Here is a 22,648-nt window from a genome sequence, read left to right on the forward strand (position 1 = left end):
AATATCCTTTCTTAGTTTTGTTAAAACAAAATTCTAATAAGATTACTAATATAAACCTTCTTTAAGGTCAGATATAAAACTCTTTGCAAATTGCTGCTGCTGTCTATAAATATCCTGTGCTTCTGGTAAATAACAAACTCTTTTATCCAATACATTATCTTCTATATACTTTATAGTTTGCTCTAAAGTTTGTCCTCTAACAGAGCCAGTTATTAAAGACTTTACAATTAAATAGGTTTTGCCTCCTTCAATCATATGTGCATCATGAAGAATTTTGCCTTCAAGTGTTACTGCCTCTTCATCTTTCTGCGATTCCCATGCAACAGTTATGATTTTTCCTATTATATCATTATGAACTTGCTGCATCTTTAACCATTCAACTATACTTTCTTCACTATTGTAAATAAAACCATGAAAATAGGCAGCATAGGTTAAAATATCTTTATCTACTTGATATCTGCCAGCTTCTAATAATTTATCAACATATTTAAGAACTCTTTCTATGTGAGATAAATTGTGCATAATGTCTTTATTCTCATAGTAAGGTTTAACAAAGCTTAAGAGATTATCTATATTTATCATTTTTACATCCTGCATATTCTTAATAAATAATAATTTAATTTGACTCATTGTAATTTTATTACATTATACAGAAAGCAAACACTGATTGCAATATTTGGCATTAGAATACATAGGATGCTAGAATTCTAAAAGAGAAGTTAGTGAAGAAAGGTTTAGATGAAACTTTTGTAAAGAAAAATTTGTATTATTAGTAGTTTGTATGGGATAAGTTCTCTTTTCATGTTAAAATATAGGTGCTATAAAGTTTATTTAACATTAGAGGCATGATTTACTGAATGAGAAATTAAATTTATTTTGAATATAGAGTTAATAAATTAAAGTGTTTTTAAGGGGTAAGAGAATATGGGATTTTTTGAAACATTGAAAGAAGTAATAACCAATAAACCATCTACATTAAGAGAGCCTGTTTTTATTAAAGAGTTTAATGAAGATAATAAGCAATTTAGTGAGTTGAAAGAACTTTTAAGAATAGCACCAGAGGAAGCAAAAAAACAAATAGAACAAGATATTAAATTACTTTCTTATGGAATGGTTGGAGAAAGAAATGTGGCTTATGAGCTAAAAAGCAGTCATATGCCAATATTAATATTACATGATTTATTTCTTGAGTATAATGATCTTCAGGCACAAATTGATTTTGTGGTAATAGCTCAAAGATTTATTTTAGTAATTGAGTGCAAAAATTTAGTTGGAGATATTTCTATATCAAGTGATGGAGATTTTGTAAGGTATTTTAAAGGACCAAGTGGGAAAGTGTATAAGAAAGAAGGCATGTACAGCCCTATTGTTCAAAATGAGAGGCATGTAGCTTTACTTGAAGATATTCTTATGAAAGAAAAAAGCTTTAATAAGAAAGGCTGTAAATTAATAAAACATATTGTAACTGTGGCAAATCCCAAAGCTGTAATCAATAGCAAATACGCCAGTAAAGATATAAAGAAACATATAATAAAGCATGATCAGTTGATAAATAAGCTTAAAGAATTGCATGAAGCAAATAAGGATGGAAACTGGTTTCCAGAAGAAACTATGTATGGGATAGCAAATGATTTATTGAAATACAATGGAACATATACAGTTAATTATGAAAGAAAGTATGGATTTTCCCTTACTAGTTATGATGATAAAAACATGGATTTAAAAGATGATTGTTCGGAGCAGAAAGCTGCCATAGAAAATAAAGAAATTGTTAAAGAAACAGAGTTAGTAGAGGATGTAGAAGAAGTAGGAAAAATAAAGATCGTAGAAAAATTAGTGAAAATAGATTCTCGAGAAAAAGTAGCGAAAAGTGAGAAAATAGAGGAAAGTGAACTTTATAAAGAATTAAAGCAATATCGTTATAATAAAAGTAAGGAAGAAAACAATAAACCTTATTTTGTGTACAACAATTTACAATTGGAAGCTTTAGTTACAGCAAAGCCTAAAACCATAGAAGAACTTAAATTAGTTAATGGCTTTGGACCTGTTAAATGTGAAAAGTATGGGCAAGACATTATTGAAATTGTTAAGAAAAATTTATGATATAAATTGAGATGCAATATATATGAAAAAAGCATTTTAGGTGGGATTTAAATGGACAAAATATATGTTCCTCAACAGAATATAATATTGCCAAAGGAAATAGCAGAGGTTCCTTATAGTGCAGAAGTTGATTATGCAGTTTTCTCTAGAGTATTAAGAGATGATAAAGTAGTGGCAAGCTATAAATTATATTGGTTATTATCCTTATTGGATGAGGTTTCTATTGGGCATAAAGAAATAGAATTTAGAAGGTTGATTTGTAAAATGATAGTGTATGCATGGTATCCACTTTTGAAGTTTAAGCTTAGTTTTGGATATTGTGATAACTTGGCAAAGGTGGCTGAGTATATTTCAGAGACTTTTAATCTACCAAGTAACTATGATTCACATAAGCTTTTAGATTTTATATATAAAAGTGAAGATAAGACGTTGAATAAAATGATTAGAGATTTAACTTTAAACGTTCCTTATAGATTTCTTTCTCCATTTTTTGAAGACAAGTTAAGAGGAAAGAAAAAGGTTGAAAAGATGATAGAGGAATTTTCAAAGGAAGATAACAGCTGTGTTTATGAAATATATAATAATGAAAAAGATGAGAAGTGTATAAGAGTAAGAGATAAATGGTGTGATTACTTGAAATACAACTATAAGATACTTCAAGGATGGACATACTATAAGCTTGTATGTTTTCTTCAAAAGCGTAATCCAAATGTTCCAGGGATAGCAATGAAATTAGAAGCACCTAAAACTAGAGAGTTAAAGGAGCAAACTAAGATATGGAAGAAGATCATAGAGCAAAAGCATATAGTTGATCTTTATACTGGCTTAGATTTTACCAGTGATAATTATGATGAATATGGAGTTTTAAGCCTTGATCACTTCATTCCTTGGAGCTTTGTACTTCATGATCAAATGTGGAATTTGACTCCAACCTTTAAAAACATCAATAGCAAAAAGAGTGATAATTTGCTTGATTATGATACCTATATAGACAAGTTCTGTGAGCTGCAATATGAAGCTTTCTGCTTTGTAGTAGATACAAATGCAAGAAACTCAGTGGAGGAATATAGAGATATATTAAGAGTTGAAAATGCAAGGAAGTTTAAGGAGCAAAGACAGGAAGAGGAATTTATAAAAAGACTAAAACAAGAGATTGGGCCTGTTTATGGAATTGCTAAGAATCAGGGCTTTAGAGTGATGGATAGGTTAGTTTAAAAATTTAATGAGGGGCAGGGAGTCTTTATGAAAGTATTTATAAGAAAAGGTTTTGATAATGAAATTTCAAATCACAATTTTTATGAAGCATTTAGCGGATTCAAGCAAATGGGATTTGAAATAAAGTTTTTTCAAAACATAGAAGATTTACGTGATAGCCAAAAAGAAGATATAGTAGTTGGTTATGTTGATGATGTAAGAACAGCATTGAGTAGATTTAATATTATAGCACCTGAAATAGATTATCCAGAGGAATTAAAAAGCTATTTAGGAAGGAAAATATGGAAGACTAAATTAAGTTCCATAGCCAATAATCCAGAAAATTGGAACGTATTTATTAAGCCTATTGAGGATAAAAAGTTTACTGGAGTTGTAGTTAGAAGTACTAAAGATTTAATTGGTTGTGGAACTTATAATGAAGATACTGAAATACTATGCTCAGAAGTTGTAAATTTCGTTGCAGAATGGAGATGCTTTGTTCGATATGGAAAGATAATAGATGTTCGTAGATACAAAGGGGATTGGAGAGCAAATTTGAATTCTACAATAGTAGAAAATGCAGTATCTGAATTCAAATCTGCACCTAAAGCATATGCCATAGATTTCGGATTAACAGATAAAGGGGAGACTTTATTAATTGAAGTAAATGATGGCTATTCTTTAGGCTTCTATGGATTATCAGATTTAGCATATGCAAAGTTATTGGCTGCTAGATGGGCTGAGTTGACTAATACCATTGATGAGTGTGATTTTTAGTAAAGCGATAATTAATTTTGAAAAGCTGATTTTTGAATTTAGAAATAGTAGGAATATAAGCATATAGAAAACATTGCTAAGTAGATAGGGGAATGATTATGTTTTTATACAATATTAATCAAGATGAATTAGAAGAAATAAAAGAAGTTCCATTTAAAAAGGAAATAGAGATTCATAAGTTGTGTGAAAGTAATTTAGAAAAAATATTTGCACTAAAGTTTGTAAAAAGGGAATTTTCATTTAATAACTTTAGATTTGATACTTTAGCATTTGATGAAAGTAGTAAAGCTTTTGTAATAATTGAATATAAAAATACAAGTAGTTTTAGTGTCATAGATCAAGGATATGCTTATTTATCATTGTTATTAAATAATAAGGCAGAGTTTATACTTGAATATAATGAAAGTTGCAATGGAAGCTTAAAAAGAGATGATGTTGATTGGTCTCAATCAAGAGTAATTTTTGTATCACCTTCATTTAATAATTATCAAAAGGAATCAATTAACTTTAAGGATTTGCCTTTTGAATTGTGGGAAGTTAAGAAATTTTCTAACAATATTGTCTATTTTAATGCAATAAAACAATCTAAAACATCTGAATCAATAAAAACTATAGTTAGTTCAAATGAGCAGGCTGAAGTTGTTAATAAAGAAGTTATGGTATATACAGAAGAGGATCATTTTAAAAATTCATCAGAAGAAATGATAGATTTGTACAGTAGGATTAAAGAATTTATTCTTTCATTAAATGATGGAATAACTATAAAAGCTAAAAAGTATGAAATGGGATTTCTATATAAAAATAAAATTATGGTAGATATTCACTTACAAAAGAAAGCATTAAAGATTTGGTTGAACACAAAGAAAGGAACTATAAATGATTCTAAGAATATTGCTAAGGATATGTCCAATACAGGGCATTGGGGAAATGGGGATTATGAAATTCAAATTTCAGATGATGAAGAATTAGAATATATTTTTAGTTTGATAAAGCAGGTTTATAGGTTAAGAATGTAATTTTTACATCAAGAGTTTAAGAGTGTAATATATAGATTAAAGTGTAAATGAGGGATAATATGAAATCGGCTTTACCAGAAAGCACTAAACTTTATGATTCTGTATTTTCAGACAAACAAAAGAGTGATATTCAAAAAATATTGGATGAAATCAATGAAAATATCTATAATTACTCAACAAAGAATCTATGGAAACTAGATCAAACAATAGGTGGGATTGGAGGCTACTGTATGCCCTGTGATCCTATAAAGAATCCATTTTCAGGTGGGGAATATAGAGAGCTATTTAGACCATTACAATATGCACGTTCAGAAATAGATATAACTGGGATTCATTTGCATTCAAAGTATATTGTATTAAATTGCGGATTACATTTGGAATCAGTGGTGAGATTAGCATTAAAACAATCCAAACATTTTGGAAATATCCGACATATGAATTCTACTCTTGGTAATGCAACAAAGAGACTTGAAGAAATAAATACAATACCTGATTTTATAATAAAGAATCTTTTTCTATTCGTAAAAATATATAATAAATCTAAACATGAAGTAAATCAAGATAATAGTAGAGAAAGATTATTTATGGCAGATGATGCTATAATTGCTTATTATGCAGCTAGAATTATTGGAGTAAAGTTATTAGAATTCTTAGAACATGATTCAGTTAAATTTAAATATCCAATTGACAATAGTACATTTAATTATAGTTAAAATATTGTACTTTACTAAGAGTTTACATCATGAAATTATATTAGAATTACATAGTGGATTATATAGAAATGTACAAGCCATGATTATAAGTAATAGTGTATACATTAAGTGTTTACACAGTTATTTCAATAAGGATGCCATTAATGATAGGGATGTACCTGAATTTTTAGTAGACATTTAAATATTAATATGCCGAAGGTGATTATGAGAAGGTTCAGGGATAGATACAGAAGAGGAAAACATTGAATAGTATATAGAACATGATTAGGAGAGGAAAGTTATGGGATTTGAAGAACAAATAAAAAGAGCATATAAAAAACTGAAAGCAAGTGTATATTATGATAAAACACAAGTGATATTGAGAAATAGTATTGCTGAATATGAATCTATAGGAATAGAAAATATAGAACTAAAATTTAGAAAAATATCAAAGATTCTTAATGGAAACGATAAGGAATGGAATGATTATGAACAAAAGTTATTATTATCAATAAATGCATTAACATTACCGAAAAAGATAAAATCTAATGAAGATTCAATTATCATAAATGATTTAATCACCCAAATTCAAATTGCAGAAAATCAGTATTTTATTGATATGGATGTAGAGGGGCATTTATTAGGAGTCTTATGGATATTATATATTGGGAAACTTATAGATTCTAATGTATATAAATGTTCATATGGAAATCGATTAAGTGAAAAATTAATTTCTGAAGATACAGGAGAAGCAAACTTTACTAATACATTATTTAAACCTTATTTTACCCAATATGAAAGTTGGAGAGATTATGGTCTTGAAAAAGCTCAAGAACACTTGAAACTTTCGAAAGATGTAATTATATTAACTATGGATTTTAGAAGGTTTTTTTATTCAGTGCATTTTGAAGAAGAAAATTTCGATGAATATCTATCTATATATATGAAGCAACCAGATATAGGTGGAGAAATAGTGAAAATAAATATTATAAAGAGAATAAATAAATTTGTTTACAAGGTATTAAAGAAATATAGTTCTTTATTTAAAAAGGAATTTGAAGAGCGTGTATTTTTACCAATAGGTTTTCTACCATCAAATATTTTATCTAATGAATACTTAAGAAAATTTGATTCAGCAGTTATAGAGAGATGGAATCCTTTATATTATGGAAGATATGTTGACGACATAATTATAGTTGATAAGGTTGAAAAAAATAGTGGATTATTTGATTTGGTGAATACCAACACTATAAATAAAACAGAAATAATAGAATACTTCTTATGTAAATGTAACGCAGATAAAAGTAGTAAATGCCCTAGAAATGCTTATTTATTAAAAAATGATGAAAATAAGAAGATATATTATGTTAATAGTACTTTTCTAGGTAATTCTAAGGGAAGAGTAGAAGTACAAAATAATAAGGTAAATGTATTTTACTTCAGACATAATTTTTCAGATGCTTTAATAACAAAATTTAAAAAAGCAATAGCACTAAATAAAAGCGAATTTAGGTACATGCCAGAAGATGATAATATATTGGAATCAGGAGATTATAGTGAAATATTCGGACTGCAATACTCAGATTCAATAAATAAATTATCTGGAATAAAAGGAGTTTCAATTGATAAATATGAGTTATCAAAGTTTTTAGGCAAATATTTAAGAGTTGGGGGATTAATTAATGATAAAAAAGAATTAATGTTCATTAATGATATTCTCAGGATATTTAACGGCAGAGTAGTAATTGAGAATTATTTGGTTTGGGAAAAAATTGTAGAAATATTAGCTATTAACAATAAATTTGATGTTCTCATTGATTTTATAGGGTTAATAGTTAAAAGCATATCAAACTTAAATTACACATATTTTGAATGTACTATGAAAATGGAAACAAGTTTAGTGAAAATTTTATATGCTGGACTATGTAGAGGTTTATCATTAAATTGGGGGGAGAATGCTAAGCAATGTATAGAGAGTATTTATAAGTTAGTTATAAAGAATAATACAAGAGAGATATCTGATGCTGCAAGTAAATTTAGCTATAAGGAAGTTTTAAAACAACGTCAAAATTTTCTTGTAACACGTATGTTAGATAATAATGCAATACCAGCATTAATTGATATAATTATTGAAAGTAATAATTTTAAAATGTTTACTGATAAAATTAAATTGAATCTTACAGTTCTTGAAGAGTTTATGAAGTATATAGGTGAATTTGAATTTAAAAACATTAATTATTACTATTATCCTTATATAATTTCACCACAAGAATTGCAATTAAGTGCTATTTTTTATGATATAAAAAATAATGAAAAGTTACGAAACCCAGAGGAACTTTTAGCAATTATTAATTATAATTATAATAGATTAAACTTTAAAGCACAAAAAAGCAAAAGTAAAAATTACATAGATGAAATTGATGTTAAAGAAATTATAGAAACAAAGGATTATGATTTGTTTGCGATTAAAGTTGGGAAAAGTATTAATAAACAAAAAGAAAAAATAAAAGTTGCTTTAGCAAATGTAAAATTGGATGAGAAGAATTTTATTGATGTTTTAACAAACAGTCCTTGTCGAAGTCGTGAACGATATAAAAATCTTGCTGCAGTTGTTAAGGAAGCAATAAAGAATAATGCTGATATTTTAGTATTACCAGAGTCATATTTGCCAATTGAGTGGCTCCCTATAGTGATGTCTATAAGTGCTAAGACACAGATGGCTATTATTACAGGAGTTGAACATATTGTTAGTGGTACTTTAGTTTATAATTTTACTGCTACTATTTTACCGTTTATATATGAGGATTGTAAATATGCCTATTTAAATATGCATAGTAAAGTAGTTTATTCGCCAGATGAAAAATTTACAATTGAGGGATATAGGTTTGACTGTGCTGAAGGAAGGAATCATGAGTTATTTGTTTGGAATAATTTATGGTTTCCAGTATATTGTTGTTTTGAAGTTGCGTCAATAAAAAGAAGAGCTCTATTTCAATCAATTGCTGATTTAGTTGTAACAATTGAATGGAATCATGATATTAATTATTACAGTAGTATAATTGAGTCGCTAAATAGAGACTTGCATTGTTATTGTATACAAGTCAATACTTCCGATTATGGTGACAGTAGACTAATAAAACCTTCGAAAACAGAAAATAAAGATATAGTAAAAATAAAGGGTGGAGTAAATAGTACAGCATTAATTGATGAAATTAACATAAAAGCATTACGAGATTTTCAAATTAAGGAATATGGACTTCAGAAAATGGATAAGGCATTTAAACCTACACCGCCTTTCTTTTCACCAGATATTGTTAATGCAAAAAGGAAAGGAAGCTTGTGGAATCAAATTGAACATTATATGAAAGAATAGAATTTAATTTCTATGAGAGTAATTTTTGAATAATAATTATTAAAATTATGTTATTTTTCAAGATGGCTAGAAGGGGTTGAAAATATGGTAGCTAATAATGCAGTTTATGATAAGGGGATTTGTGGAAAAAGTTAGAAAGGAAGATAGGATTTAAATTGTCAAAAATGAAATGAAATTAGGAATGAGTGATGAGGATATTAGTAAATTGACAGAATTGAAAGTAGAAGAGATATGTAAAATAAGGCTGAGGAAACATGATTGCCAATAATGCATTTATGATAAGCGGAATGAAGGAAAAAGTCAGAAAGGAAACCCAGAAAGAAATCAGGAAAAGTGAAGAAGAACTTATAAAACAAGAAAAAATTAAAACTTCAAAAAACTTATTAGAGCTAGGAGTGGAAATTAATAAGATTAGTAAGGCTACTGGACTTGCAGAAAAGAGAATCATAGAGCTTAGTAAAGGTAAATAAAAAATTATTTTCCTGTAGGTGTAATATAGAAATCCTGATCAATTTTATAATTGGTTGGGATTTTTTATTTCAGATGTTGCTCAAAGTATCTACCTCCAAGCATGGCTTGATAATTCTGAAGATGACTTTATTCTAAAGATAAAAGGAGACTCCATGATAAATAAGAATATAAATGATGGGGATTATGTAGTTATAAAGAAACAAAAGGCAGCTAATATAGGCGACATAGTGGCTGTAGATATTGAAGATAACTGCACTTTGAAAACCTATAAAACCATGGGTGGAAAGATCCTTCTTATGCCAGAAAATGATGCATATGAACCTTTTATGCTGGATGAAGGACAGTTCAGCATCATTGGAGTAGCTGTGGGATTGATAAAAAATTCATAATTGAGTTTAACAATTAAGGTTAACTACGGAAAGGCTCTGGTATTTAGCTCTGTTTTATAATAGTGATGATATGTATATAAATTTTAAGGGAAGCACCATTAGTTGCTTCCTTTAATCACCAAACATATTTTTAAGGTGTTTTTCTGTCAATACATATACTATAATGATGTCTATTAAACCTAAGAGCGTTGAAAGGATACTGATAATACCCATAATATCACAAGGCTTGCCCACTAAAACAATTGTGAGTATAGTTATTACTAATATAATTGATGAATATTTAATTAGTAACTTAGTAGAGTAACTATTTGCTTCATTCCATGCTTCTTTACTTTTTTTAGCTCTGGTTGTCCTATAGCCAACAAAAGGTTTATATTCGTTAGGGTAGTGTTTATGAAAAACAAGCCCAACTATAAGCAGTGCTAATGGCGTAATAAGACTTATTATTATCAAGAATATATACATTTTTTCACCTCTTTTTCCACGAGATTTTCTTGGGGGTTTAGAAGGTTTTGTGCCTTTAAAACTTTCAGCAAATGTTATGATTTTTAATTTTTATTCTATTCTTTCGCAATATACTTTTGTTAATCTATCACAGTGTAACAGACCATCCATACTATCACGGTCAAACGCAGCATTTATTGCAGAAATATGTGCGTTATATCCTGGGTCAGTGGGTGTTGGATTGCCGTCCTGTGATGCGATGTAAGCAAGCCAGTTATCTCTTGTATAATCAATTGGGTTCGGGAATTCCCATGTCATCGGCTTTGTGAAAAACGTATCGACGGTTTGTTTGTAAAGGTCTGTCATCTCTTCACCGGGTACATGGTTATAAATAACAATGACCAATCCATCTGGCTTGACGATACGGTGGCATTCTTCACGGAATGCATCCAGATTCAACCAGTGTAGTGCGTGGGCCACGGTGAGAATATCAATGCTGTGATCGGGGATTGTTGTGGCTTCGGCAGTGCCATCCATAATCTTAGCATTTGTAAAAGGGGCAAGCGTAATGGCAAGCTGTCCTCGCATATCCGCATTTGGTTCAACAGCAAACACAGAGTAGCCACGTTCTGCTAATTTCACCGTGAATTTTCCAGTCCCTGCACCAATATCTGCGAATACCGCGTCTGATGGTGCAAGTTTGAAGATTGTTTCTATAGCTTCCTGGGGATAGCCAGGTCTTCCTTTGGCATAGGCTTCGGCCTTGCCAGTAAAATTTTCTGTATTCATTTTAGTTCCTCCCCATAACTTATTATTGCTTAACAGTAGAATAAAAAAGTGAATCTATTATAACTAAAAAATATTCTCATTTTTAGCTGGGTGATATCTATAATGTCATCTCTGTTTATTTACTAACCATTCTTTTGCGTTCTCATAATCGTTACTGAAAGCATATGCGAAAGAAACACCTACTATTTCTATTGAAGATTTCATTAGTTTTTGAGAAGTACGATTAAGTCCAACAAAAACTACTTTTTGAATTGAGTTATCTGCTTTTTTTAGTTCTGTAACAATAATATTAACAAGACGTTCTTCTACTAATGTTTCATTGAGATGGATTGCTATTAAGGTTGGAGAAGACGGCTTTCTGATAGTTACCATATCTCTCAAGAATTTATCTATTACAACATCTGTGTATATGTTCAATCCGTCGAGTTCTTCACTCCATATTTCACCACCTAAAAATGGTAGTTTAAAAGAATTCCTAATTATTAAATTTTCTTTTAGAATTTTTTTCATTTTCCTCTCCAATCAATGCACATTAGTCCAGATTATCTATGTCCTTCTAATCTTGCCTTTGTGAACCCCATATATGTTAGTGTTGAACTTTCAGATATTTGAGAAAGCTCAAATCCACATTTTTTATAGAAATCATAATTTTCAGGAGTTGTATGTACCCACCAGTTTCCATGAGGTAACTTTTGTAGGCATAAGCTTACTAATTTTTTACCGATCCCTCTTCCTCTATATGCCTCCTTAACAGCAAGATCTTGAATAGTTGCAGTCATAACTTTATCTGATACAACTCGTACCATCGCTATCATGTCTTCATTATCCCATACAGTGAAAACCCAGGATGAATTTTTAAAGCAGATTTCGTACTTTTCATCTTGCCATTGTGGCTGATTTGAAGACACCAAGCCAACTTCAGCGTACATTTTCTTAATCACATCAGATTTAAGTCCATCTCCACCTTCTCTAATAATCAAACCTTTATAATACTGATACATTATAGCCTCCCCCCTAACTTGTTATTGCTTAACAATATTCCAAATTAATATTAATAAAATATATTATTAATCGTTATAGTATAATAGATTTCTAATGTACTGTGATTCTACAGAAATAAATTCTTGCATACAAGGAAGCGTAACATATTTATTAGAAGATACATCTACAGATTGCTTGGATAAATATTGGCTATTCAATATAGTATCTTTCATTTTATTTATGTCATCTTTTCTAACAACATCTGGAATATCATAACCAGTTGCATCTTCAAGCATTTCAAATATTATTTTTTGATGTGGGCTTCGTAGGTAAAGTTCATAATCCATATCAGATGATTCTTTATGATAAATACTTCCCAGACCATTCTCTAAATCTTCTTTGTTTTCTAATAGAAATGGTGTCCAAATTTTTATATTGTTTTGTATATCAGCAAGAATGTGAGAACAATATCCATATATAAAATCAGTGTTTTCCACACTTTTATTTTTATGTAAGAAATCAAGCACACTTTTTAACCATTCTTGATTGTTTGTAGTTCTACCCCACTTTTCCTCTCCAACACATAAATGGCTTTTCTTTTTCATATCACTAGTATACTCATCTCTAAAATGTACAGAATCTGGTGCTATAGCACCTAACATAAAATCACAAGGGTTCTTTATTTGAGCTGTATTATTTAATATATTATAAGCAATATGTAAATGAGTCATTGCAAAAGGCATTTTTCTATCCCCTTTCTTAATTAAATCCCAATAATATAGGATTCACGATAAATTACCATTATTTATATTATGAGCTTTTTCTGTAACATCTGTCAATATAATGAAGTGGGTATTAACCAATTGCTGCAATGACTAATCTTTCAAATATGATATGATGCTAATCAATTTTCAATTTAAAAAAGTTGGAGAGTTACGGATGCTAGCTATCGGATAAGCAGATGAGTACTCAAAACTGAATTTATGCTATAATGGAGGAAACAAAATTGGAACATAAAAGGATATAGGAAGAGTTGAAAATTTTCTTACTAAAAAGTTTTGAGTTCTAAATAATGCCTATAACACCAAAATAGAATGTTTAGGAGTAACTTATTAAATATTAACCAATATATCAAAAGGGAGTTGAATCATGAATAAATATTTCTTTATAAAAAATTATTATAAGATAGTCTTTGGATTAATTGCTATAGCAACTCTTATATCTAGCATATTGTTCATTGTTCTTTATTATTGTTGTAAAATAAATGATGCTCGTTGTATGGTGACAGTAATTCCAGTATTACTGGTACTTATTTATGTTTGTATAAGTAAATATTTATTATATAAAAGGGTAATTAACTTTGTCCGTGAGGAATCAAAGCTAAAACATTACTTATCATCTAAAATTACACGAGCACAACTGATTGAAGGATTAAAAGAAAAGGAATTTGACATATATTGTGTTGATAATATGGAAGTAGGTTTGCAACAGATTAATGAAAAGACAAAATTATGTCAATACAAATATGGCTATGTTTTTATGATTTTAGATGAAACTGTAGATGAAGAAAAGATATTTGTGGAAACTAAAGAACTTAATAAAATAATTGATAATTATTTTAACAAACAAAAAAAGGCAAATGGTTATCCTATATTACGTCCAATTTATTGTTTTTGGGGTGAAAAACTTTCAGATGAAAGAATAGAAAAATGCAAAAATGGACTTGCTTTAAAGAATGGACATGCTGTTCAAAATTTTTATATTGGTTATGAAACCTATAGCCAAAATTTATATTTTGCGGAAGCAATTCAAGAAATAACAGTATTAGGAGAGTTTAAAACACCTATCCAATGGATAAAAGACATCTTTAAAATCGGTGACAATATAGATTCTTTATAATCAAAATGCTATAATGAAAAGCTTAAATTATAAGGTATACAAATTTGTATACCTTATTTTAGTATGTAGGCTTATAATGGAAGTACATAAAACATAAAAATGAAATGAGTATAAAAGGAAAGAAGAAATGAGTACTACAGAGTTATGTATAGAGGCTAACTTGCTAGAAGAGACAAGTAAAATATTAGAAGGAAGAAACAATGGATAATAAAAATATGGTAGATAAATTAGAAAAGCTATTTAGTGAATTACTTAATATAATAGAGCAACATGGAAAGGGTGAAATAGATTATCAAATATCAGAGGTAAGGTATGTTGTTAATTTACTAAGAGAAAATATTAATAATGAATATTCCAATTCTGAGGATATTATTAGTGAAATAAAAACTATTCATAAGAACTTATATCCAGCAAGAGGTGGATTATCAGAGTTCTTTATATGGAAAAATGATGTTAAGGAAAGAATAAAAGTTAATGAACCATTAAGTAGAGTTGGAGATGAGATGTGGAAATTATTAGAATAATTAATTGCAAAGTTAAGCTTTAATTAACTCCATAAAAATTGTTATAAAATTTTATAGTGTTAAAATAGTGGTATATGCTGAGACTAGTAAGCTCTACTGATAAAAGATAATAAGACAGTAGTTGAACAAAAGTAACTTTCTAAAATGAAAGGAATAAAGAACTTTATCTAATATAAATTAAAGGGGATAGGTCAAGAGATGAAAAGTAATGTGAAGTTAGAACAATTACAATTAATGCAACATATTGATAATAACGTAGCAATTTTATTATATGATAGAAGTGTCGTAAGTGATGGAAATGTTCAAATATTTATAACAAATGATAGTTTAAACAAATGGTTAGCGGAAAATAGTGATTATGTGAAAGAAAACAAAGTAACATATTATGCAGATAGATTAGGAAAAGCAGTTGATTATGTTATCCAAAATGATAATGTAAAAGGTCTTATTATAGAAGGATTATCATCTGTTTCCTTATATATAACCCATGAAGATTTACAGCCACTTAAAGATTTAGTAGATAGTTTTTGTATTATGTATGCGTGTGTATGTAATAAGATTAATAATGAAAAAGCAGCTAAATTAATGGCAAATAAACAAATCTTTTTCTTAGGAAATATGCCAACTTTTAAAAAAGACTCAGAATTTGGTATACAAACTCTTAAGAGAAGCAAGGATGGAAAAGAATATGAATCAATAAGCGTTTTCTTAACAGAAGAACAGGCTGAGAAATATAATGCCACTAAATCGCCTGTATCAAAATGTAGACTTAGTGACTTAGCAAGGCTTTATAAAGGAATGTTTAACTTTATTATTGAGCCCCATTGTAATTATTGGGTGGAATTCACAGCAGAAGAGATTCTATGAAATTTCACCTCTTTGTATGTTTTAAATTTTATATTTTATAGCAAAATAGCAGTAGGTATATTAAACTACTGCTTTATTTTATGTGCAGTGGAATAATTGTAACTGAGAATTAAAGGAGGCTTTTATGAAGAGAATTTTGAAAAAATTATCAATACTAATTGTTATGATAGATTTCATAGGAATAATAATGGGAGTTGTTACAGTAGCTGATAGTAGAGTCGTTACAATAAATAATTCAAGGCAAAAAGATAGGTTGGAAATGATGAAGGAAAAAGGAGTATTGACTTTTGCTGGACCCCCAAAGGAAGTTCCATTTTTTTTCATAGATTCTGATACGCATAAGATGAGTGGAATTGATGCTGATATCATAAATGAAATTTCAAAACGGCTTGGAATTGCAAAAGTTGAAATTAAGGAAGTAACCTTTGCAAATTTATTACAAAAGCTTAATACTGATGATAGTATGGATATGGCAGTTGGCGGAATATTTATAACTCCTGAGAGTGAAAAGCTAGCAGCATTTACTAATCCGTTGTATAAAGAGTCAGAAACTGTTATTGTTCCTAAATTTTCAAAAGTAAATTTTATAGCTGATTTGAAAAATGGAAAAGTTGGAGTAGAGAAAGGAACAATATTTGAAGCTTTAGCGAAGAAATGGAAGGAAGATAACTTAATAGGTGAGGTATTAAGTTTTGAAAGTACAGCCGAATTAATTGATGCTATAAGTAGTGGAAAGATTGATGCAGGTTTAGCAGATTCTATTATTATAAACTATCATATATTAAAAGAAAAAAGTCCGTTATTTAGAACATTAAAAGACTATACTCCGCAGTTACAAGGAATTATGGGAATAGCAGTTAAGAAAAATGATAATTCCTTATTAAATGCATTAAATAAAATAATTGATGATATGAAATCAGATGGCACTCTTTATGCTATTCTTGTAGAGAATGGATTAGATAAAAGTAATATGATTCAGTGACCAATATTTCTATGTAAATTTATGATATAATATAGAAAAAACATTGGTAAAACATAGAAAGAGTGATGAATATGCAAGAAACAATAAATAGAATCAGAAAGTTTAGAACAGATAGAGATTGGGATCAATTCCATACCCCTGCAAATCTTTCAAAGGCAATTTCCATAGAGGCTGGTGAGCTTCTAGAAAATTTCTTATGGGATGAAGAGAACTATAATAGAGAGCATGTTTTAGAGGAATTAGCTGATGTTATGGTTTATTGTGTACATATGGCTGATTGCTTAGGTGTTGATATAGCTCAAATTATCAATAGCAAGATGGATAAGAATGAGAAGAAATATCCTGTGGAGAAAGCTAAGGGAAGTAGCAAAAAGTATACTGAACTGTAGAAGGAGAGTATTAAAGTGATTGTATATCAAGCTAGTAAAAAAGATTTTATGAAGCATGTTACTAATGATGAGGTTAGCATTTTAATAGATAAAGAATACAGAAACAAAATAGGTAGATCTAGAGAAAATGAGTTTAGAGCTTGGGATAATTCTATGTTATATATGTATAAGGCTCTTAATACTGAGGATATACCAGATGAGTGTGGTGTTGCTATTGAGTACAGAATTCCTGCAACTTCAAAAAGAGTAGACTTTATCTTAACTGGGCTTGATGAGAATGATAAAGAAAATGTTATAATTGTTGAACTTAAGCAGTGGAGTGAGCTTGAGGTTGTGGAGGATGAGGAGGCTATTGTTAAAACTGTTATTAACAGAAGTCAGAGAAAAGTCTCACATCCATCATATCAAGCCTGGTCATATGCTAGTTTAATTAGCGATTATAATGAAGCTGTGGAGAAGAATAGTATAGGATTGCATCCTTGCGCTTATTTGCATAACTACATTAAGAATGTAGAAAATGATCCTCTTGTTGACGAGGTTTATGATGAGTGGCTTCACAAAGCTCCTGCTTATACAAAAGGGGATGTGCTTAAACTCAGAGAATTCATTTGTAAATATGTAAAAAAAGCAGATCAAGGCAAGGGGATTTATTATATTGAAGGTGGAAAAATAAGGCCTTCAAAGTCTCTTCAAGATGCATTAAAGCTTATGCTCGATGGAAATCAAGAGTTTATAATGATAGATGACCAAAAAGTTGCTTTTGAAAGTATAATGCGAACTGTTAGGGATTGCATTAAAAATGATAAGAAGAAAACAATAATAGTGGAAGGTGGACCAGGTACAGGTAAGTCAGTTCTTGCTATAAATCTTCTTGTTAGAGTATGCGGTATGAATTTAAATTGTCAGTATGTAACCAAAAATGCTGCACCTAGAAATGTTTATTGTGAGAAGTTAAAAGGTAGTTATACTAAAAAATATATAGACAATCTTTTTAAAGGATCAGGTGTTTATACAGATACTGAGGAAAATGAGATTGATGTTTTAGTGGTGGATGAAGCACATAGACTCAATGCAAAATCAGGGATGTTTAAGAATTTAGGTGAAAATCAAATTAAAGAAATTATAAATACAGCTAAGGTTTCTATATTATTTGTTGATAATAACCAAAGGGTTACGATGGATGATATAGGGAGTGTTGAAGAAATTGAAAGATATGCGAATTTGCTAGGTGTTAAAACTAGAAGATTAAAGTTAACTTCTCAATTTAGATGCAATGGTTCAGATGGGTATTTATCATGGCTGGATGATGTTTTAGAGATTGGAGAAACAGGAAACTTTGATGGGTTTGATTTTGACTTTGATTTTAAGGTATTTGATGATCCAAGTGAACTTAGAAAAGCTATTGAAAGCAAGAATGAAATTAACAATAAATCAAGGTTAGTGGCAGGTTATTGCTACGAATGGCAGACAAAGAAAAAAGAAAATTGGAACAACCATGATATAGAATTTCAAGAATATGATTTTAAGATGAAGTGGAATCTCAGCAATACATCCACTTGGGCAATAGATAAAGAATCAGTAAATCAATGTGGTTGTATTCACACGTGTCAAGGACTTGAATTTGATTATGTAGGAGTAATAATTGGACAAGATCTAAGATTCGAAAATGGCAAGCTGGTAACTGATTTTACTAAAAGAGCAAAAACTGATAAAAGCCTTAACGGGATAAAGAAGTTATACAAAACAGACAAAGAAAAGGCTTTAAAAATCAGTGATGAACTCATAAAAAATACTTATAGAATATTGATGACAAGAGGACTTAAAGGCTGCTATGTATGGTGCGAGGATGAGGCTCTTAGAAACTATTTTAGAGATAGGGTAAATGCCTTTAATCATACAATTGGCTTTAAAGATATAGAAGAAACTTCTTTGGAACATGTGTAAAGGAGAGAATCCTAATCAATTTTATAATTGCTTAGGATTTTTGTTATAAAAATATAAGCTTTACTCAAAACTCTCCTTAAATATTGCTTTTAACAATTCACAAGGAATCTCTTGATTATGAAAAATTTGTAGCATTCCCTTAGGTGTTATCTTATATCCCGCCAATTGATCTTTATAAAAGATTACTGCCTTTGCTTCAATGTTAATATGGTCTTTGAAAGGAATAAGGCGAATAAAGTTTTCACCAACATAAAAAGACGGAATTTTAGCCCACAATTTCTCATCAATCTTTTGAGAAGTGCTTTGGTAAATAAGCTCATTTAGTATACAAAACCTTTGTTTTGTATTATCTTCGAATTTTTCTAAATAATTAGTTATATCTTCTATCATTTTTTATTCCTCATTTCTAAAAAATGTGTAGTCCTCCGCTCTGATTGGCTTTTTAATTCCTGTAAACCACTCATCATCGCAATCATAATTTAACTTATGTCCTACTTCTATGGCGAATTCTCTGTAGGCTTTTCCTACTGCAGTAATAATGTTTCCATCAGTTACAAGAGGGGTCTTCACCACATAGTCTCGATTAATAAAATCATAAGTATCTATGTCTTCTTCATATAAACCAGCACAGTATCTTTTTCCTTCAAGGACGCCAGCTTTGGCCAAGAGTATTGGGGAACTTGAGATACTTCCAATTAAGATGTCTTTATTACCTTTGAATTGCTTTAAAAAGTTTAGGTATCTATCATCACATAAAACATCCGGGAAACACCACATGCCAGGCAATATGAGACAATCATAATCATTTATATCAAATTCAGTAAGAGTTTTATCAGGAATGAAATGAAACCCTTCTTCGCTGTTAACTGCATTTTTTTCAGCAGAAAATACAACAATTTCTTTGTCAAAAATCTTAAATATGGCTGATACTATGCTTATTTCATAGTTACTAAAGTCCGGATAAATAAGAATTGCTGCTTTCTTTTGTTCTGTCACAATAATCACCCCAAAAATATAGTTTGTCTTTATGTTAATTATAACATGGATTGAAATATAATGTTAATAATTACAACATAGGGATTCTGCAGGAATAGTGATATGTCAACAAAGTGGAAATGCATGGATTTGAAAATTAAGCCTATAGAAAATGAAATACAATTAAATAATGAATGATTAATACTAAATTGAATTTTTAAACAAATTTGCAATATAATATAAGAAAGCAAAGTAGTTATACATGAAGTAATAATAAATATGGAGGAAATAATGAATAGTAAAAAGGAAGTTCCAATAAAGTCATTTGATAGTAAATGGCATGAATTTTTAATTTTATATGCTGTACTTAGCATAGTATGTTGTGTAATTATCTTTGGTACCTTAAAGAATATACAAATTTCTTTTGAGAGTTGTTTTGTAAAAGGAATGTATGTTGATGGTTCAGATTTTTCAGTACTTTGCAATGTATTTACAATGCCAATATTCGCACTTTTAGCCTTGGTGAATGTTGGACTTGCCGTATTACTAGAGTTTTGTTTAGTTCAAGTGTTTAAAGCTGTTTTCTTTAAATCAATGGTAGAAGATTCAGAAAAATATACATTATATAAATATATTAATTTAGTTTTATTGTCATCCATATTATTTGTATTAGCAGTAGCTGCGTTAACGTTAGGCACTAAGGGGGCAGTATATTATTTTATCGTATATTTTCCCGTACCTTTATTTGTTTTTTGTAGTCTAAGGAGTAATAATATGCAGCACAGAAAAAGAAATAATGGTAAAGATAATTATGTTAAGTAATGATTTCATCCTCAAAATCATAGAATAGTATGAAAACATGTGTTTGTGTGATTTAGGAGAAAGGATGAAAATAAAAAAGTCTATTATACCTGTAGGAAAGACTACTTATACTGTTATCCAATTCAATTATGTTCCTTACAAATATAAGGACATTTCAACAATAAGAAATCAATTTATTGAAGTTTTGAGGAGGCAAGAAGGAATCCTTAACTATATTGATTGTCTTATAGAAGAAATCAATAGTACAAAAGATATTGTTGAAGCAAGGAATGCTGTGTATCAGTATTTACCTAAATTCAAAGAACAGTTTAAAGTCATAGAGGACAAATCCAGTGAGACTATAGATATTAGCTGTGAGGGAAAATCTATAGTGTATTTATCAAAAAAAGAATCAAGATTAGAAAACGATAATCTTAGTATCAATATATTGAAATCTATTAACAGATTTTATATATTGAGTGCCAAAGAAAAAGAATTTGAATTTAACATAAATGGGAAGGTGTATAAGTCTTCTGATGTAAAAGATGAACTTATATCTTCAGAGGTTAATAATCTTCTATATTATTTAGCCTATAATGCGTATTGCAAAGGAAATTCAGCTGAGGCCTTAGATATCTTGAGTTTATCACTAAAGGATAAATATTTAAGCAAGCAAGTATTAAATTCATTTACGCCTAAGGAACGTGAAAGCTGCAAGAAATTGTTGTTGAAGTCAGTTCATAATAGAAAGATAGAGTTAGAACCTAAAGTATGGACAAAAGCTAGGCTTGTTGAGGGTATAATAGAGAAGGGTGAGGTTTTAGAGAGTGGACCTTGCTTTATGGATCTGCTTGAGGTGTTTGAGAAAAACGAGGATATGTTCATTCCAATATCTTCAGAAAAGTATAAGAGAATTGGGAAAAAGGTAGTGGATAATTATAATGTATTTAAGCCTAATAGCGAAGAGCAGGTAGTGACAAGTTTTAGGAATCTAGTATTCTCAAAAGATAAGATGAATATTTCTGTTAGGTATGAAATTCAAGGCACTGTTACTATTAATCCTAGACAAGCTAAGGAAGTTGGTTTTGATACCAACATTTTTAATGCAAAGGTTTTTAGAGAGCAGACAATTATTAAAGATGGAGATAGAAATATAGAAAAATTTAAAGTTTTAGTGTCTGAGGACACATTAAAATTTTTAAAGAACTTAAAGACAAAAGGTTTATTTTCCATATCTAAGAATAAAAATTATAAGTTAGATAATCATACTCTAATACAGATAAACATATGCAAGCTACCAGTATTGAGCAGGAATTATGTTTTAGAAAGTGATAATTTAGGTTATGTGTTAGAGACTTATTATGAGCAAAGAGTGGCTGAATGTAAGCAAAAGGTTATAAGATATTTTATCAAGAGCGTAGCTCAAAAGACTCAATGTAGATTTGTAGCAAAGTACTCAAAGGAGCAAATAAAGCTTCTTAAGGAATATGGAATAGACTTAAGTGGAGTTTATAGTGGAATAGATAATAAGGTAGTAGAAGAAAGTTCTAATGAATATGAGTGCAGGTTCTTTGAGTTTGGATTAAAATATTTTAGTATTTTGCCTAAGGTAGACAATCTACTAAAAAAGATGCAAAGTACAAACAAGAAATTGAACAAGCCTGAAACTATAATGAAAGAATATATAGAGTATTTAAGAGAAAATAAAATTGATACTTCTTTTGAGAAATTAGAAAAATTGTTAGAAGAGCAAAAAGCTATTATCAGAAAGAATACTAGAATCTTAGCAGAGATAAAGCTAGCCAAAGTATTAACTGGTGTTTGGTGGGAAGAATTAAAATTAGATGCTAATGATAGATATATATATGAAAAAGAAGATAAAGCATTAGTAATTAAGATGTTCAAGAAAAATGTAAACAAACAAGTATAGTAGAGATAACCATTGATATCACTTGTAAATTAACAATGTTAATTGCAAGTGATTTTTTTGTGAAATTGATTCTTTTACAATCAATTGCTATGGACATATATGGTATAA

At 29.3% G+C, this 22,648-nt stretch carries 24 protein-coding genes; 16 read left to right on the forward strand and 8 right to left on the reverse strand.

Annotated elements, in window-relative coordinates:
* Positions 1-45: 45 nt before the first annotated feature.
* Positions 46-582, reverse strand: coding sequence for a hypothetical protein (locus tag OCU47_RS06060; RefSeq protein ID WP_261827700.1), 537 nt, complete (start codon positions 580-582; stop codon positions 46-48).
* Between the two features lie 342 nt (positions 583-924).
* Here OCU47_RS06060 and OCU47_RS06065 point away from each other — a divergent pair, with 342 nt between their 5' ends.
* The 8 genes from OCU47_RS06065 to OCU47_RS06100 all read left to right on the forward strand — a co-directional run bounded on the left by OCU47_RS06065 (position 925) and on the right by OCU47_RS06100 (position 10,015).
* Positions 925-2,103 carry an NERD domain-containing protein gene (locus OCU47_RS06065; RefSeq protein ID WP_261827701.1) on the forward strand — a complete coding sequence of 393 codons (1,179 nt, stop codon included), beginning with the start codon at positions 925-927 and terminating at the stop codon, positions 2,101-2,103.
* Positions 2,104-2,154: 51 nt separating this feature from the next.
* Positions 2,155-3,318 carry an HNH endonuclease domain-containing protein gene (locus tag OCU47_RS06070; protein ID WP_261827702.1) on the forward strand — a complete coding sequence of 388 codons (1,164 nt, stop codon included), beginning with the start codon at positions 2,155-2,157 and terminating at the stop codon, positions 3,316-3,318.
* 27 nt (positions 3,319-3,345) lie between these two features.
* Complete coding sequence (locus tag OCU47_RS06075; protein ID WP_261827703.1) at positions 3,346-4,074, forward strand: ATP-grasp domain-containing protein; 729 nt, start codon at positions 3,346-3,348, stop codon at positions 4,072-4,074.
* Positions 4,075-4,172: 98 nt separating this feature from the next.
* The gene (locus OCU47_RS06080; protein WP_261827704.1) at positions 4,173-5,090 is read left to right on the forward strand and encodes a DUF5655 domain-containing protein; all 918 of its coding nucleotides are present in this window, start codon (positions 4,173-4,175) and stop codon (positions 5,088-5,090) included.
* Positions 5,091-5,149: 59 nt separating this feature from the next.
* Positions 5,150-5,803, forward strand: a complete 654-nt coding sequence (locus OCU47_RS06085; protein WP_261827705.1) for a hypothetical protein — start codon at positions 5,150-5,152, stop codon at positions 5,801-5,803.
* Between the two features lie 280 nt (positions 5,804-6,083).
* A complete protein-coding gene (locus OCU47_RS06090; protein WP_261827706.1) occupies positions 6,084-9,155 on the forward strand; it encodes an RNA-dependent RNA polymerase family protein in 3,072 nt (1,023 codons plus the stop codon).
* 254 nt (positions 9,156-9,409) lie between these two features.
* Positions 9,410-9,625: a hypothetical protein gene (locus OCU47_RS06095; protein ID WP_261827707.1), complete on the forward strand. Its 216-nt coding sequence runs from the start codon at positions 9,410-9,412 to the stop codon at positions 9,623-9,625.
* Positions 9,626-9,679: 54 nt separating this feature from the next.
* The gene (locus tag OCU47_RS06100; protein ID WP_261827708.1) at positions 9,680-10,015 is read left to right on the forward strand and encodes a LexA family protein; all 336 of its coding nucleotides are present in this window, start codon (positions 9,680-9,682) and stop codon (positions 10,013-10,015) included.
* Between the two features lie 111 nt (positions 10,016-10,126).
* On the opposite strand, the gene OCU47_RS06105 is transcribed toward OCU47_RS06100, so the two are convergent.
* From OCU47_RS06105 to OCU47_RS06125, 5 genes are all read right to left on the reverse strand, one after another.
* On the reverse strand, positions 10,127-10,474 hold the full coding sequence (locus tag OCU47_RS06105) for an SdpI family protein (RefSeq protein WP_376778052.1): 348 nt from the start codon (positions 10,472-10,474) through the stop codon (positions 10,127-10,129).
* 96 nt (positions 10,475-10,570) lie between these two features.
* Complete coding sequence (locus OCU47_RS06110; protein WP_261827710.1) at positions 10,571-11,248, reverse strand: class I SAM-dependent methyltransferase; 678 nt, start codon at positions 11,246-11,248, stop codon at positions 10,571-10,573.
* A 105-nt stretch (positions 11,249-11,353) separates the two neighbouring features.
* Entirely contained in the window at positions 11,354-11,758 is a 405-nt protein-coding gene (locus OCU47_RS06115) for a hypothetical protein (protein WP_261827711.1), read from the reverse strand.
* Between the two features lie 32 nt (positions 11,759-11,790).
* On the reverse strand, positions 11,791-12,249 hold the full coding sequence (locus OCU47_RS06120) for a GNAT family N-acetyltransferase (RefSeq protein WP_261827712.1): 459 nt from the start codon (positions 12,247-12,249) through the stop codon (positions 11,791-11,793).
* Between the two features lie 66 nt (positions 12,250-12,315).
* On the reverse strand, positions 12,316-12,972 hold the full coding sequence (locus tag OCU47_RS06125; protein WP_261827713.1) for a zinc dependent phospholipase C family protein: 657 nt from the start codon (positions 12,970-12,972) through the stop codon (positions 12,316-12,318).
* A gap of 406 nt (positions 12,973-13,378) precedes the next feature.
* On the opposite strand from OCU47_RS06125, the gene OCU47_RS06130 reads away from it, so the two are divergent.
* The 6 genes from OCU47_RS06130 (at position 13,379) to OCU47_RS06155 (ending at position 18,834) form a co-directional block, all read left to right on the forward strand.
* On the forward strand, positions 13,379-14,128 hold the full coding sequence (locus OCU47_RS06130) for a hypothetical protein (RefSeq protein ID WP_261827714.1): 750 nt from the start codon (positions 13,379-13,381) through the stop codon (positions 14,126-14,128).
* A gap of 200 nt (positions 14,129-14,328) precedes the next feature.
* Positions 14,329-14,652, forward strand: coding sequence for a hypothetical protein (locus OCU47_RS06135; RefSeq protein WP_261827715.1), 324 nt, complete (start codon positions 14,329-14,331; stop codon positions 14,650-14,652).
* 198 nt (positions 14,653-14,850) lie between these two features.
* The gene (locus OCU47_RS06140) at positions 14,851-15,519 is read left to right on the forward strand and encodes a hypothetical protein (RefSeq protein WP_261827716.1); all 669 of its coding nucleotides are present in this window, start codon (positions 14,851-14,853) and stop codon (positions 15,517-15,519) included.
* Between the two features lie 124 nt (positions 15,520-15,643).
* Positions 15,644-16,501, forward strand: a complete 858-nt coding sequence (locus tag OCU47_RS06145; RefSeq protein WP_376778027.1) for an ABC transporter substrate-binding protein — start codon at positions 15,644-15,646, stop codon at positions 16,499-16,501.
* Between the two features lie 71 nt (positions 16,502-16,572).
* Positions 16,573-16,890, forward strand: coding sequence for a nucleotide pyrophosphohydrolase (locus OCU47_RS06150; RefSeq protein WP_261827717.1), 318 nt, complete (start codon positions 16,573-16,575; stop codon positions 16,888-16,890).
* 15 nt (positions 16,891-16,905) lie between these two features.
* The gene (locus OCU47_RS06155) at positions 16,906-18,834 is read left to right on the forward strand and encodes a DUF2075 domain-containing protein (RefSeq protein WP_261827718.1); all 1,929 of its coding nucleotides are present in this window, start codon (positions 16,906-16,908) and stop codon (positions 18,832-18,834) included.
* A gap of 60 nt (positions 18,835-18,894) precedes the next feature.
* Here the strand turns inward: OCU47_RS06155 and OCU47_RS06160 are convergent, their stop codons facing one another.
* The gene (locus tag OCU47_RS06160) at positions 18,895-19,224 is read right to left on the reverse strand and encodes a DUF1801 domain-containing protein (protein ID WP_261827719.1); all 330 of its coding nucleotides are present in this window, start codon (positions 19,222-19,224) and stop codon (positions 18,895-18,897) included.
* Between the two features lie 3 nt (positions 19,225-19,227).
* On the reverse strand, positions 19,228-19,830 hold the full coding sequence (locus OCU47_RS06165) for a DJ-1/PfpI family protein (RefSeq protein ID WP_261827720.1): 603 nt from the start codon (positions 19,828-19,830) through the stop codon (positions 19,228-19,230).
* Between the two features lie 270 nt (positions 19,831-20,100).
* Between OCU47_RS06165 and OCU47_RS06170 the strand changes: the two genes are divergently transcribed.
* Complete coding sequence (locus tag OCU47_RS06170; protein ID WP_261827721.1) at positions 20,101-20,631, forward strand: hypothetical protein; 531 nt, start codon at positions 20,101-20,103, stop codon at positions 20,629-20,631.
* A 64-nt stretch (positions 20,632-20,695) separates the two neighbouring features.
* Complete coding sequence (locus OCU47_RS06175; RefSeq protein WP_261827722.1) at positions 20,696-22,540, forward strand: hypothetical protein; 1,845 nt, start codon at positions 20,696-20,698, stop codon at positions 22,538-22,540.
* Positions 22,541-22,648 lie beyond the last annotated feature (108 nt).

The sequence above is a fragment of the Clostridium sp. TW13 genome (assembly GCF_024345225.1).
Taxonomy (GTDB): domain Bacteria; phylum Bacillota; class Clostridia; order Clostridiales; family Clostridiaceae; genus Inconstantimicrobium; species Inconstantimicrobium mannanitabidum.